Below are 13309 nucleotides of genomic sequence, written 5' to 3' on the forward strand. Positions count from 1 at the left end.
AATATTTCAATTGCTACATTATGCCTGTTTATTGATTTTCGTGCAAGTGTTGGCAAAAAAATTCATGACAATTAATGAAGACTGTATGCAAAAAATAAAAACCATGAAAAATATCAGCCACTTAGGCTGCTTGACAATTAACCACATTGCTTAATATTTGTTCATTTTGCCAATACTTGATTAAAAATATTAATTTTTGGTGATTTGTTGTGGCACAATGGCGTTGGCTGTGGTAGCATTAACAATATTTATCTGTATGATTTATAAGTGTTTTTGTTAAAATATTTATAAATAAAACTAATAAATTAGTAACGCTGATTTTGTTTTTGCACAATTTGCCAAAAAAGCTGGAATGATGTTTTCATGGATACCTTAAATCTTTTGTATGTTATCGCCTCATTGCTGATTTTTGTCAGCATCATGACGACTACGCTGTCGGCTCGCTTGGGCGTGCCTTTGTTGTTGTTTTTTTTGGGCGTGGGCATGCTGGCTGGCGAAGAAGGGGTTTTGGGCATTGAGTTTGCAGAATATAATTTGGCAAATTTCATCGGGCAGGCAGCATTGGCGTGCATTTTGCTTGATGGTGGTTTGCGGACTTCATTTAACTCGTTCCGTGTCGGGCTAAGACCTGCAATCACTTTGGCAAGCTGGGGGGTGCTGGCAACGGTTGCTGTGCTGGGTTTATTCGCCACTTGGCTTTTGGGCGTTGATTGGCGGCTGGGGGTATTGATGGCTGCCATTGTTGGCAGTACCGATGCGGCGGCGGTTTTTAGTTTATTAAGAAATGGCGGCGTAAAGCTCAACGACCGTGTGCAGGCAACGCTTGAGATCGAATCAGGGGCGAACGACCCTTTGGCGATTTTGTTGGTTACTGCGATGATTGCCCTAAATCTTGACCCAAGCAGTCAAGGGGTGGTTGATATTATCCTGATGCTTATCAGTCAGATTGTGATCGGTTTGGTGTCGGGGTTGCTTGCTGGTTGGGCGTTGTCTCGGTTGCTGCCAAAGGTGCATCTGGCAGATGGTATGTATGCCATCTTAATCCTGTCGGCAGGCATGGTGGTATTTGGTTTGACAAACTTGCTTGGCGGTTCGGGGTTTTTGGCGGTGTATTTGGCAGGCGTGGTGATTGGCAATACCAAAGTGCGTGCGACCGAGCATGTGCTGCGAGTGATGGATAGTTTTGCATGGCTGTCCCAAGCGGTACTTTTTGTGGTGCTGGGACTACTTGTACAACCATCGAGCATATTTGAGGTTTGGCATTATTCGTTATTGATTTTTATTTTTTTGTTATTTGTCGCAAGACCCTTTGCCGTTGTTAGTTCGCTGTTGCCATTTCGCTTTGGATTTCGCGAAATTGGCTTTATTTCGTGGGTTGGTCTGCGTGGTGCTGTGCCGATTACTTTGGCGATTATCCCTGTTACTATGCAGGTTGCAGGGGCGGATTTGGCGTTTAATATCACCTTTGGAGTGGTGATTTTGTCTTTGCTGGTGCAAGGTGCGAGCATTCCGATGATGTCAAGGCTGTTTCGTGTGTGGGTGCCGACCAATAACGAACCAAAGGCTTGGCATGAGATTTGGGTGGGTGATCAGGCAAATATCACTTTGTATGAATTTGAGGTCAAACAAGGAGCATTTGCCATCGGTCGCCATCCGCAGAGTATTTCTAGCAAGTTTCAGGCTGATGAGATGTCGATGTTTGCTGTGGTTAGGCAGGGCAAATTATTGACTGTCAATGAGGATACCATCTTAAAAATGGGTGATGTGGTGTGGTATGCCTTGCGTACTGATATTGCTGGCAGTGTGGCAAAAATTTTCAATAATTCAGCAACGCAATACCAAAAAAACAGCGAGTTTTATGGCGATTGGTTGTTGTCGCCACACGCTCGCATTGCTGATTTGCCATTTTATAATCTGGCGACTCGCTCATTGGCAACCGCTCAGCAGCGGCGTTTGGCGCGACCTGTTGCCAGTGCTTTTGATGTATTTACCGTGCCACCTGATGTTAGTAGTTTGACAGGGGTGGACGAATATTTGGTTGCCAAATTAACCGCCGCCAAAAACCAAACGGTTGAAGAATATATGATGGAGCATTTTAAGACCGAGCCAGTCAAGGGCGACGAGGTGCATCTTAATGATACTTGGTCGCTGATTGTGCGTGATGTTGATAATAAAGGCAGGTTGCGTGGCGTTGGTCTAAAAAATAAGAGCAAAAACCCCACGACAAAATCCACTGATTGATTGCAAGATTGGCGATTTGTCGGTTTTTTGTAATATTTTTTGTATATTGCTTTAAACAAACAGCATCTGCCCTGATTTAAGCCTGTGGTTATGTTATTTGTGCTTTAAACATGAATAAATTTTAAAGTTAAATTTGTTAAAGGATAGTTATGTTACATTTTCCCAAAAAACTCGTTGAGCTGCAAATCATTCACCTAAACAAATCTCAACAAGATGCCATCAAGCAGCTTGAAAATGCCAAAAAAGACAGCGATTTGTCGTGTCAAATGTTGGCAAAATTATGCCAAAAAATTAAGAAAAATCAAAAACAAAATCAAGAAAACATTGATAATAATGAGCAGGAACAAGCTGTATATGTGCTTGATTTTGACGGCGATATCAAAGCCAGTGCGGTTGCACAATTGCGTGAAGAAATCAGCACCATCATCAGTGCAGCAGCCAAGGGTGATGAGGTGGTATTACGCTTAAAAAGTGGCGGCGGTCAGGTTCATTCCTATGGTTTGGCTGCGGCACAATTGGCACGGATTAAGCAAGCGGGTCTGGATTTGACGATTTGTGTTGATGAAGTGGCAGCCAGCGGTGGCTATATGATGGCGTGTACTGCCGACAAAATCATCGCCAGCGATTTTGCCATCATCGGCTCGGTGGGCGTGGTGAGCCAGTTGCCGAATTTTCATGAATTCTTAAAAAAGCACGATGTGCAATTTGAGCAATTCACCGCAGGCGAGTACAAGCGAACGGTAACGATGTTTGGCGAAAATACCGACGAAGATCGTGCCAAGCACCAAGAGGATTTGGAACGCATTCATCAATTGTTTAAGGATTTTGTCAAAAAACATCGCCCATCGCTTGATGTAGAAAAAATCGCCACAGGTGAGATTTGGTTTGGTAGTGATGCCAAAACGCTTGGTTTGGTTGATGAGATTGGCACATCGGACGCTTATTTGCTTGATAAACTTGACACACAGCAGGTCTATGCACTGCACTCACGCACCAAGCCAACTTTGGCCGAAAAACTAGGTCTTGCCGACCAAGTCTCAACAAGCGTGGCACAGGTGGCTGATGCAGCATCTGCGGCGATTGGGCAGTGGCTACACAAGTTTAATCGTGCCAAGTTTTAGAGCATGACTGTCAAGTTACTGGGAATTTTTGCCAATTTGCGTTACAATATGGATTTTGATAATTTTGGATATTTTGATGAAAAAATTAGAAGAACTATTTAATAAAGCTGATAAATTTGGTCGTGTTGTTGCCAATCGCTTTAGTAAAATCAAGGACTTGAACGACATTCGTGGCATTGGTGCAGGCAAGACGGTACTAATCACAGGTGCCAGCAGTGGCTTGGGTGCGATGATGGCACGCAAATTTGCATTTTTGGGCTATGATTTGGCAATCTGTGCAAGGCGAGTGGAGCGACTTGAGGCATTAAAAACAGAGCTTGAGCACGCATTTGGCATTACGGTGCATATTGAGCATCTGGATGTCATGGATTATGAGCAAATTTTTACGGTATTTGACAAATTTGTCGCCAAGGCGGGCAGGCTTGATAAAATCATTGTCAATGCAGGTGTTGGTGATAGCCGAGTGATTGGGCATGGCAGATTTAATATCAACCGTGCAACCGCCGAGACCAATTTTATCGCAGCGATTGCTCAGTGCGAGGCAGCGATGCAGATTTTTCGCAACCAAAACAGTGGTCAGCTGGTGGTCATCTCCAGTATGTCGGCGGTGCGTGGCTTGCCGCGACATCTGACAACCTATGCTGCCGCCAAGGCTGGTTTGGCAAGGCTTGCCGAAGGCATTCGTGCTGATATGATCAAAGAAAAATTGCCGATTACCGTATCAACTATCTATCCAGGTTATGTGCGTACTGATTTAAATATCGGTGCCAAATACTTACCTTTTGAGGTGGAAGAGGACGAAGGGGCTGATGTGATTATCAAGGCAATTGAGGCGGGTGTTGATGAGGCTTATGTGCCTGCATGGCCATGGTTGCCGATTGGACTGGGTATGAAGTATCTGCCGCTAAAGCTAATCACCAAATTTATCTGATGTTTTGTTATCAAAAGGCTTGTTGTTGCAAGCCTTTGCGATTTTGAGCGATTGTCAAAAAGGAGATTGCCAAATTGAATAACAGCCAAAACCCAACACAAAAAAGCACTGAGGTGATGATGGAGGCTGCCACCGAAGCCAAACAAGCTGCTGAGGTTGCCAAAGAAGTGGCGGCAGACGCTGCCAAAATCACCAAAGACACCATTGAATCTGGTGCAAACAACACCTTGGATTTTTTGGGTGTGCCGATTGATATTACTACATTAACCCAAATGGCCATTGATATGTCAGGCAGATTGGCTTTGGCATTATTGATTTTCTTTGTGGGCAAATGGGTGGGTAAGCGATTGGTTCGGCTTGCCAAGCTGGTAATGGCTCGCAGTCGTCTGGATAATACCGCTGCCAATTTTTTGGGCAATTTGCTCTATGGTGTGATGCTGGTTGCGGTTATTTTGGCGGCGTTAAATAAACTTGGCGTTAATACCAACTCATTTGTTGCGATTTTGGGTGCGGCAGGTGTGGCGATTGGTGTTTCGCTAAAAGACCAGTTATCAAATCTGGCTGCTGGTGTGCTGATTGTGATTTTTCGTCCCTTTGGGCGTGGCGATGTGGTAGAAATTGGCGGCAAGACTGGTACCGTGCTTGAGATTACGCTGGTGAATACGCGTATCCGCACAGCCAATAATCATGAAATTATTATCCCAAATGGCGACATCATGACCACTGCCAGTGTGAATTTTTCGTCATTGCCGACCCGCCGTGTTGATGTTGAGGTGGGCATTGGGTATGATGCGGACATTCGCAGTGCCAGAGCGGTCATGCTTGATTTGGCAAAAAATCACCCCAATGTGCTGGCAACGCCAGAGCCTGTGGTGCTGGTAACTGCACTGGCGGACAGCTCGGTGGATTTGTCATTGCGTGTTTGGGTGGAAAATGAGCATTGGCTGACGGTGCAAGCAGATTTGCTTGAGCAGGTTAAGTATGCCTTTGATGAACATGGCATCAATATCCCATTTCCCAACCGTACGGTGCAGATTGAGGGGTTTGATATGCAGACACTGAGCAAATTGCTACAACAACAAAAAGACGATGCTTGACAGCCTAAGCTGCCTGGTGAATTGGCTTGTGGTGAGGGGTTGCTAAAATGCCCGTTTGTTATGATGAGAATATTTGTTGCATTGTAGTAAAATTCCCTGTTAATCGTCCATCATGCAGTAGTGCCATGCAGGATAATAAAATATAAACACTGTATCAAAAATAAGTGAATTAATTATGCCAAAAAATCCATTTTCTTTTGCCAAAAAGCACCTAACACAGGGCGTGCAGGTGCTTGGGCGTATCCAAAAGACCGCAAGCGTGGCAGGTTTGTCGGCATTGCGAGTGGCAGCAGGCGATAAGATGGACGCTTATTTGCTAAAAGATGCCTTTGAGCAATTGGGCGTAACTTATATCAAACTTGGTCAGTTTATTGCCAGTACGCCGTCAATTTTTCCACGAGAATATGTGCTGGCGTTTCAGGGCTGTTTGGATCAGACAACGCCTGTTGGATTTGACAAAATTCGCCAAGTGCTTGATGACGAGCTGGCAGATGAGCGGCGTGGCTTGGGCGATATTTTTGCATATATTGATCCAAAACCTCTGGCATCGGCTTCTATTGCACAAGTGCATAGGGCGGTGCTGTCTGATGGTCGTCAGGTGGCACTTAAGGTACAAAAACCTCATGTCAAGGCGGTCATGCAGACAGATTTGGGCGTGTTGCACAGTGTATTTTGGGTATTGGAGCGTGCAATTCCCAATCTAAAAGCAGTGTCTTTGGCTCCGATTGTTGATGAGATACGCACCAGAATGATTGCCGAAACCGACTTTTTGGCAGAGGCTCGGCACATTGAAAAGTTTATGGATTATCTTGCCAAAACAGGCAATCAAAAAGTCATCGCCCCGAATGTGCATCATCAGCTGTCTACCAAAAAAGTGCTGGTGATGGATTTGTTGGTTGGCAAATCACTCATTGATGATAGCTTGATTTGGGACGGTACGGCGGGCAAAGACAGCAAGCAAATCATGAGCGATGTGCTGGATACTTGGTTTTTGTCGCTGATGATGACTGGCGAGTTTCATGCTGATTTGCACGCTGGTAATTTGATGTTGCTTGATGATGGTCGTATTGCCTTTTTGGACTTTGGTTTGATGGGTAAGATTGAGCCAGCGAGCCTGCAGGCGTGTTTTGCACTTGTGCAGAGCTTGCAGATGAATGATTATCATGGCATGGCACAGGCGATGGTGGCTATCGGCATGACCAAGAAGCCTGAGCAGATGGATATGCAGCTATTGGCGATGGATTTGCAAAAAATGCTTGGCAAAATTCATGGAGCGACAAACGCCGCCCATGCCGAAGAGGGACTAAATGTCATGATGCTTGAGATGGTGGAAATTGGCAAGCGGCATGGCATTCATTTCCCTCGAGATTTTGCTCTGCTGATTAAGCAGTTGTTGTATTTTGATCGCTTTATGCTGACTTTGGCACCTGATATGGAGTTGTTTGAGGGCGAGCGGCTGGATTTTATTAAGATTAACTAAACTGCCAACTGTAGCTTGTAATAACCACATAAGTAATCAAAGAGATTGCTGCACCGATGAAGGCTTGATTTGCTGACAATCGCTATGTTGATATTGTTCAATAAAAAACACCAGATGGTGAAACTTAACCATCTGGCTGATGTGCTTGATAAGGTGGTAAATTTTTCAAGTATGATAATTTTATTAATTAGATAATATTTATAATTTTTGATAATGATCCAGCAGCACTTCGGCAAGATCGTCTGCCAAATCACGACGCAGCGGTGCTTTGTCGTGATAATTATCATGAAGACTGCTGTAATTTGGCTGTGTGCGGGCTTTTTTTAGGCTGGCAGGCAGTGCGTTACTTTGCCAAGGCAGGGCATGTTGCTTGTTGTCGATGGCATCTATGCTGGCGTGTCCGCGATGCCTAAGTACATAGTGCAGGCTTTGGCTACGAGCTGCCAGCAGGGTCAAAGTGGCATCATCGATATTGAGCGTCTGAATGCCTAGGGCTTTGTCTTTTAAGGTATTGCTGTTTGGCAACAAACCACCAAGCACGCCGCCAATGGCAGTACCCAGCCCAAGACTTGTCCCCAGCGTCGCCACATCAATGCCAGCACCGATAATCATGCCTGCCAGACTGCCACCTGCGGTGCGTATGCCATACTGAGCCAATAATTGACTGTCAAAAATATCCTGCACCTCGCCTGTGATGGCAGGGCTGTCATCATTGAGCGTATCTTGATAAAATCGGTACAATGCCAGCAGCTGTTGTTGTAGGATTTGTTCTGCTTGTCGTACGGCATTTTGCATGGCACTAAGCACAGGTTTTGGGTCGCTGCGTTCGTCAATTTTTTTGCTAAAAGCAGCAACATTAATCAAAAAATCCGCAATGAGCAGACTGCCTTGCTCCAGCAATTCTTGCCAATTGTCATGCCGCTGTTGTTTGAGTGTGGTAATATTGACATCATGCTGTAGCAGTAGGCTAAGGTTTGACCATAGTGCCATTTCGTTGTCAAAATCAAACGCCACAGTATCAAAGCTGCTGCTGATATGCAAGGCTCGCCTGCCAAGCATTTCACGCCATGCGTTTGGTTGATTGGCAGCACTGGTGAAGTTAAATACTGGCAAAATAGGCACGCCAGAGTTTGCCAAAATAGCCAGCTCATCTTTATATTTGCTCAAGACAGGCTCTCTGGCATCGATGACATATAGGGCAACATCAGAGGATAATAAACTTCTGATGACTTTGGCTTCTTGGCTATAATCCGCTTGCAGCCTATCATCTTGATTATCCACCGCTGCCAAAAACGCCATCAGTCGTTCAACGCCATCAGCTCGCCCATCGGTATACAGCTGCAAAAAATCCATCACGCCTGCTGCATCCTCAAGCCCAGGCGTGTCATACAACACAACCAGTGGCTCTTGGTGGTTGCCAAGTATCTGCACCGCACTGACATGGCGTGTGGTGGCAGAGCTGTTTTTTACTTCGCCAAAATCACTGTCTCGCAACAAGGTTCGCATGAGCGAGGTTTTGCCGACATTGGTGTGTCCGATGACGCAAATTTTGCTTGACTGGGTGGTTGTGTGATGAACAGACATGGCTTAACCTAGAAATGTGTACTAGAGGCAGTTGGGGGGTTTTGGCAGACCTGCGATGCGATTGATATGACGAGCAACCAAACCTGTGTTAAATAGCTGCTGTAGTTTTTGGTTGCTAAGTTGCAACTCAGGCAGGGTTGCGGTCAAATGCTTGATTAAGGCTCGCGTGGCAGGGCTATGATGATAAGTCTCAAAAAAGTGGCGTACTTGCTGCAAAATTTGATAATGCTCATCGCTTAGTTGCAAATCCAGCGTGTTTGCCAATTGTTGAGCGATGGCAGGGGTCCAGTCCAGATGGTTTTGTAGATGTCCATCATGGTCAAGGCGTGGGGTATCGTGGGGTAATTTATTCATAAATAATAAACTAAAAATTAAGGCATATATCATAATCTTGAGCATTTGCCGTGCCAAACTTAAGTGCTTGGCGGACTGGCTCATCAATGATAATATCATCAGCAAACTGGTGCAGGGCAGGTGCTATGTCATACAGCTCAAGCGACTGAATCATGCCATAAATCCGCGTGGTGGCATCAGTTAGCAAGGTCAATGATTGCTCACCAAGCACAAATTGCACCAGATGGTCAAAAGTTGCCAAAGTCAGTCCCAACGAGATGGCTTCATAGGCGATGAGTTCACTGTCGGTATTGATATGAATCAAAAATTTTTGCATGGTTATCTGTGGGCTAATTAACTTAATACTGAATCACAGTGGTGTCATCATCAATCATCAATACAAGCTCAGACAGCCCAGTTAAATAAAATGGACTAAGTAAATTATCACCATCGAGCTGATGACGTGTGGCATTATTTTTGTCGGTGATGCCACGAGCCAAAGCGGTGCTGACACATACAGGCAGTGTGAGCGTGTGCGATTTGGCAAGAGCTATCCAGCCCTGTGCAATGCTTGGTACATCGGCAGTCTGCCACGCCAAGCGATTGGCAACATAAGCACCATCACCATAAAAAAATACCAAAACGCACTCGCCACGCTTAAGTCTTTGGGTGGCGTCTGTTAGGGCGAGATTTGCCTGCTTGCTGTGCGGCGAGCAAGTAATCAACAAAAGGGTCTTGTGGCTCATGGTGATACTTTTTTAAATAAAGACTTATTATAGCCCAAAAGATAGGGTAAAATAAGCCCATTGTTAAAAATTTCTTTGGGTTATGATTGCTGGTTTGGCAAATCTGGACTTGTTTTTAAATAATATCAATTATCTAACTTTGGGTGATTTTGCGAGGATTTATGGCGTTGAGTGCATTTGTGCCAAATCAAAGACAGCTTGATGGGCTAAAACTTGCCAGCCCCTTTGCATGGCAAATTTATCAAAAGCAAACAACTGTCGCCCAGAGATTTTTGGCTGAGTATGATTTATCCCTGCCGCTTGTGCGGTCTGACTTTGATGCTTTGGTGCGTCGTTTTGTGGGCTTGGGGACGACTTATTATCTGAACAGCATTGATGAGCCGATGGTGATGGCAGGGCTGCGGCAACTTCGGCAGCTGTTGATGCTCAAATGGATTTGGCAGGACGCATTATCATTGATTGAGCTTGATAGACTCATGCAGGAGCTGTCAGATTTTGCCGATGCTTGCATTCAATTTTCGAAAGATTTTGTTTATAATAAATTAACAAAACGCTACGGCACGCCACAAATTAAACAAAAAAACAAAACCATCGCTGATGAATTTGCCATTATCGCCATGGGCAAATTGGGGGCAGGCGAGCTGAATTTGTCGAGCGATATTGATTTGGTATTTGTGCATATTGCCAATGGTGAGACCGATGGTACCAAGAGCATTGACACGCACAAATTCATGAAAGACCTTGGACGAGGGGTGATTAAACTGCTTGGCGAAAACACCGAGCATGGCTTTGTATTTCGGGTGGATATGCGGCTAAGACCGTGGGGAGATGGCTCGCCGCTGGTGCTGCACACGACAGCACTTGCCAAGTATTTTAACCAACATGGGCGGACATGGGAGCGGTTTGCATGGTTAAAAGCAAGGGTGGTCAATGAGATTGGTGCAGATTTTTCGTATAATTTACAACAGATTATCAAAAATTTTGTCCATCGGTATTATATAGATTATAGTGCATTTAGTGCTTTGCGTGAAATGAAGGCGATGATTGTCAATCAGCAGACCCAAAGGCAGGATTTGGACAATGTCAAGCTGGGCGTGGGTGGCATTCGTGATATTGAGTTCATTGTGCAGGCATTTGCTTTGATTTATGGCGGACATCATGTTGCTCTTGCGGAGAATTCTGCCTGCTTGCCTTGCTTGGCAAAATTGATTGAGCTTGGCTATATTGAGGAGCAAGAGGGCGAGCAGCTGGCGGCGGCATATCGTTTTTTGCGTCGCTTAGAGCATGCTATCCAAGCACGCCACGACCAACAAACCCAGCAGTTGCCAAGTGGTGCTGATGAGCTTGCCGCGATTGCAACTTGCTTGGGTTTTGAGTCGGTGGCTGCATTTCGTTCGGTGCTTGATGCCCATCGGCAAAATGTCAGCCGACCGTTTGGGCGTATGGTAACAGACAGACAATCCCCCAAGCAAGAAAGTCTAGACATTGCACAGATTTATGAGTCGCTTCAGGATACTTTGGGTGATGAGGCGAATGCGATTTTGGCAGATTTTATGAACTCAAAGTTGGTTGCCACACTTGATGAGGTATCCAAAGAGCGGCTAAATCAGGCATATCCGATTATCCTGCACGCTGTTTTGCTTCATGCCAAAAGGCAGGGCGTGTCAGCGGTGATGCAGGCATTGCCACGATTGATTGATTTGCTTGAGGGGATTTGTCGGCGTTCGATTTATTTGGTGATGCTAAGCGAAAATCCCAACGCAACCATGCGACTGATTCCAATGCTGGGACAAAGTTCGTGGATTGCCCGTGAGCTGGCACATTATCCTGTGCTGCTTGATACTTTTTTGCAAAAGCGGTATCTGCACCTGCCTGATAGGGCGGAGCTTGGGAATATTTTGCGACAAAGTCTGCTGCGTGTTGAGCCGTTTGATGATGAAAGTTATCTAAATGCCATTCGCTTTTTTAAAAAAACCCAGGTATTGGCGGTGGCGACGGCGGATATTTTGGGCTTGCGACACATTATGAAAGTCTCGGACAGCTTGACTTTTATTGCCGAGGTGGTGCTGCATTCGGCGTTGTATCGTGCTTATGATGAGCTGTCCAAAAAGCACGGATTGCCATTGCTACAAAACGGCGAGCGAGCCACAGTGGATAATTGCGGTTTTGCCATCATTGGCTATGGCAAGCTGGGCGGGCTTGAGATGAGCTATGCGTCAGATTTGGATTTGGTATTTTTGCATCGCATTGATGAGCTGGGCGAAACCGATGGCGAAAAGCCAATCAGTGGCATGAAATTTGCCGCACGACTTATCCAAAAAATCATCACCTATCTTGCCACACAGACCCGCGATGGCCGTGCTTATGAAATTGACACTCGCCTAAGACCATCTGGCAATGCAGGCGTGGCGGTGATTTCAACTTGGGCATTTGAAATGTACCAAACCCAAAAAGCATGGTCGTGGGAGCATCAAGCTCTCGTGCGTGCCAGAGGCTTGGTTGGTGATGACAGTGTGCTTGCGGAGTTTGATCGCATTCGCAAGCAGGTATTGACAACGAGGCGAGATGTTGCCCAAATTCGCCTTGATGTTATCCAAATGCGGCAAAAAATGCAGACGCACCTAGGTTCTAAGTCTGGCAATCATACAGATGGCAAGCACCAGTTTCACCTAAAGCAGGATTCTGGCGGATTGGTGGATATTGAGTTTTTGGCACAATACTTGGTGCTGCGATATGCCCGTGATTATGCCGAGCTTGCCAGATGGTCGGATAATGTGCGTATCTTTGAGGCGGCTCAGACGACAGGCATCTTGGCAAGCGAAGATTGTAAACAGCTTACCGATGCGTATCTGCAATTACGCAAAAAAACGCATGAGATGGCATTGTCCGAACAGCCAGCTGTGGTGAGTGATGATCAGTTTGGGCAGCTGCGGCAGTTTGTGCGTACAATGTGGCTTGAACAGCTTGGTGATGAGGCACAGTAAGCGGTCTTTATAACTTAGGCTTGTTATATTTTTAGTGTTTTTCAGGCGGTTTTAGGCTGGAGGGTTTAATTTATTTGCTGCTGTAATTACTGGAAAATACTTAAAATTCATTAATTAACAATAAAGAAAAAGCATTGTTGGGATTTGTTGGTAATGCTTTTTGGGCGTCTTTTATGATAACAATATATATAATTGCTACACTTGGGCTGTTTATATGTTGGATAAAAAATATCCCTGCCATTGCCAAAAAACCATGGCTTGAACGACTGTTTTTGTTGGTATCAACGATTGTGCTATCGTTGTGTTCGGCATCTATTGTTGATTTTACCAATGAATTTAGCGATGAGGTGGCGTTTACTTATTTGGGTTGTTATTTTGTCTATTTATTTTTTGTCAGTATTATTTTTTATAAAATGGTTGGTTTTTTGTCCCGTCAATAAGATGATACTAATGGGATTTTGTGATTGTAAATATTTCAAATAATAAAGTTTTTAAATATGGGCATATTATTCTTTGGTGTGTTTGCCATGATAAATACACCATCAGTAGGAACTAAAATTTGATAAAGATGCAACCGATATTGATGGCTTGGTATTTGTTTTTTACTATTTGTCTTAAGAGTAAATTTTATGTCTGATATGGTTATTGGCTATATGGGATTTATGGCGGAAATGGTAATCGGCTGGCTAAAATTTCTACCCAAAGTAGCAAATGTTAAAAATTTATATAAAATTTTAAACTCAATTTCATTATTGGTTTTTTAAACATGATAAATAATGACTTTTATCAATT

12 protein-coding genes are annotated in these 13309 nt (G+C 44.6%); 8 read left to right on the forward strand and 4 right to left on the reverse strand.

Annotated features, from left to right (window positions below):
* Positions 1-363: 363 nt before the first annotated feature.
* From BW928_RS05855 to BW928_RS05875, 5 genes are all read left to right on the forward strand, one after another.
* Complete coding sequence (locus tag BW928_RS05855; RefSeq protein ID WP_076555307.1) at positions 364-2241, forward strand: potassium/proton antiporter; 1878 nt, start codon at positions 364-366, stop codon at positions 2239-2241.
* Positions 2242-2390: 149 nt separating this feature from the next.
* On the forward strand, positions 2391-3362 hold the full coding sequence (gene sohB / locus BW928_RS05860) for a protease SohB (RefSeq protein ID WP_076555308.1): 972 nt from the start codon (positions 2391-2393) through the stop codon (positions 3360-3362).
* A 76-nt stretch (positions 3363-3438) separates the two neighbouring features.
* A complete protein-coding gene (locus BW928_RS05865; RefSeq protein ID WP_076555309.1) occupies positions 3439-4293 on the forward strand; it encodes an SDR family oxidoreductase in 855 nt (284 codons plus the stop codon).
* 74 nt (positions 4294-4367) lie between these two features.
* Positions 4368-5390: a mechanosensitive ion channel family protein gene (locus BW928_RS05870; protein WP_311195267.1), complete on the forward strand. Its 1023-nt coding sequence runs from the start codon at positions 4368-4370 to the stop codon at positions 5388-5390.
* A gap of 175 nt (positions 5391-5565) precedes the next feature.
* A complete protein-coding gene (locus BW928_RS05875; protein ID WP_076555311.1) occupies positions 5566-6870 on the forward strand; it encodes an ABC1 kinase family protein in 1305 nt (434 codons plus the stop codon).
* Between the two features lie 198 nt (positions 6871-7068).
* Here the strand turns inward: BW928_RS05875 and BW928_RS05880 are convergent, their stop codons facing one another.
* The 4 genes from BW928_RS05880 to BW928_RS05895 are packed head-to-tail and all read right to left on the reverse strand — an operon-like array spanning position 7069 to position 9533.
* Complete coding sequence (locus tag BW928_RS05880) at positions 7069-8454, reverse strand: GTPase/DUF3482 domain-containing protein (protein WP_076555312.1); 1386 nt, start codon at positions 8452-8454, stop codon at positions 7069-7071.
* A gap of 21 nt (positions 8455-8475) precedes the next feature.
* Complete coding sequence (locus BW928_RS05885; RefSeq protein ID WP_076555313.1) at positions 8476-8808, reverse strand: TusE/DsrC/DsvC family sulfur relay protein; 333 nt, start codon at positions 8806-8808, stop codon at positions 8476-8478.
* A gap of 10 nt (positions 8809-8818) precedes the next feature.
* Positions 8819-9124, reverse strand: a complete 306-nt coding sequence (locus BW928_RS05890; RefSeq protein ID WP_076555314.1) for a hypothetical protein — start codon at positions 9122-9124, stop codon at positions 8819-8821.
* A gap of 22 nt (positions 9125-9146) precedes the next feature.
* Positions 9147-9533: a DsrE family protein gene (locus BW928_RS05895; protein WP_076555315.1), complete on the reverse strand. Its 387-nt coding sequence runs from the start codon at positions 9531-9533 to the stop codon at positions 9147-9149.
* A gap of 161 nt (positions 9534-9694) precedes the next feature.
* Here BW928_RS05895 and glnE point away from each other — a divergent pair, with 161 nt between their 5' ends.
* The 3 genes from glnE to BW928_RS12090 all read left to right on the forward strand — a co-directional run bounded on the left by glnE (position 9695) and on the right by BW928_RS12090 (position 13281).
* Positions 9695-12517 carry a bifunctional [glutamate--ammonia ligase]-adenylyl-L-tyrosine phosphorylase/[glutamate--ammonia-ligase] adenylyltransferase gene (glnE, locus tag BW928_RS05900; protein WP_076555316.1) on the forward strand — a complete coding sequence of 941 codons (2823 nt, stop codon included), beginning with the start codon at positions 9695-9697 and terminating at the stop codon, positions 12515-12517.
* Positions 12518-12690: 173 nt separating this feature from the next.
* Positions 12691-12957 (forward strand): hypothetical protein, encoded by a 267-nt coding sequence (locus tag BW928_RS05905; RefSeq protein ID WP_076555317.1) that lies wholly within the window; start codon positions 12691-12693, stop codon positions 12955-12957.
* 189 nt (positions 12958-13146) lie between these two features.
* Positions 13147-13281: a hypothetical protein gene (locus BW928_RS12090; RefSeq protein ID WP_259741473.1), complete on the forward strand. Its 135-nt coding sequence runs from the start codon at positions 13147-13149 to the stop codon at positions 13279-13281.
* Positions 13282-13309 lie beyond the last annotated feature (28 nt).

Origin of the sequence: Moraxella cuniculi DSM 21768 (assembly GCF_900156515.1) — a bacterium.
In the GTDB taxonomy this organism is placed as follows: domain Bacteria; phylum Pseudomonadota; class Gammaproteobacteria; order Pseudomonadales; family Moraxellaceae; genus Moraxella; species Moraxella cuniculi.

What these genes read in the sequence shown, in the direction of transcription:
- BW928_RS05855 (WP_076555307.1), top strand. Translation starts at nt 364, where the DNA reads ATGGATACCTTAAATCTTTTGTATGTTATCGCCTCATTGCTGATTTTT.
- sohB (WP_076555308.1), top strand. Translation starts at nt 2,391, where the DNA reads ATGTTACATTTTCCCAAAAAACTCGTTGAGCTGCAAATCATTCACCTA.
- BW928_RS05865 (WP_076555309.1), top strand. Translation starts at nt 3,439, where the DNA reads ATGAAAAAATTAGAAGAACTATTTAATAAAGCTGATAAATTTGGTCGT.
- BW928_RS05875 (WP_076555311.1), top strand. Translation starts at nt 5,566, where the DNA reads ATGCCAAAAAATCCATTTTCTTTTGCCAAAAAGCACCTAACACAGGGC.
- BW928_RS05880 (WP_076555312.1), bottom strand. Translation starts at nt 8,454, where the DNA reads ATGTCTGTTCATCACACAACCACCCAGTCAAGCAAAATTTGCGTCATC.
- BW928_RS05885 (WP_076555313.1), bottom strand. Translation starts at nt 8,808, where the DNA reads ATGAATAAATTACCCCACGATACCCCACGCCTTGACCATGATGGACAT.
- BW928_RS05890 (WP_076555314.1), bottom strand. Translation starts at nt 9,124, where the DNA reads ATGCAAAAATTTTTGATTCATATCAATACCGACAGTGAACTCATCGCC.
- BW928_RS05895 (WP_076555315.1), bottom strand. Translation starts at nt 9,533, where the DNA reads ATGAGCCACAAGACCCTTTTGTTGATTACTTGCTCGCCGCACAGCAAG.
- glnE (WP_076555316.1), top strand. Translation starts at nt 9,695, where the DNA reads ATGGCGTTGAGTGCATTTGTGCCAAATCAAAGACAGCTTGATGGGCTA.
- BW928_RS05905 (WP_076555317.1), top strand. Translation starts at nt 12,691, where the DNA reads ATGATAACAATATATATAATTGCTACACTTGGGCTGTTTATATGTTGG.
- BW928_RS12090 (WP_259741473.1), top strand. Translation starts at nt 13,147, where the DNA reads ATGTCTGATATGGTTATTGGCTATATGGGATTTATGGCGGAAATGGTA.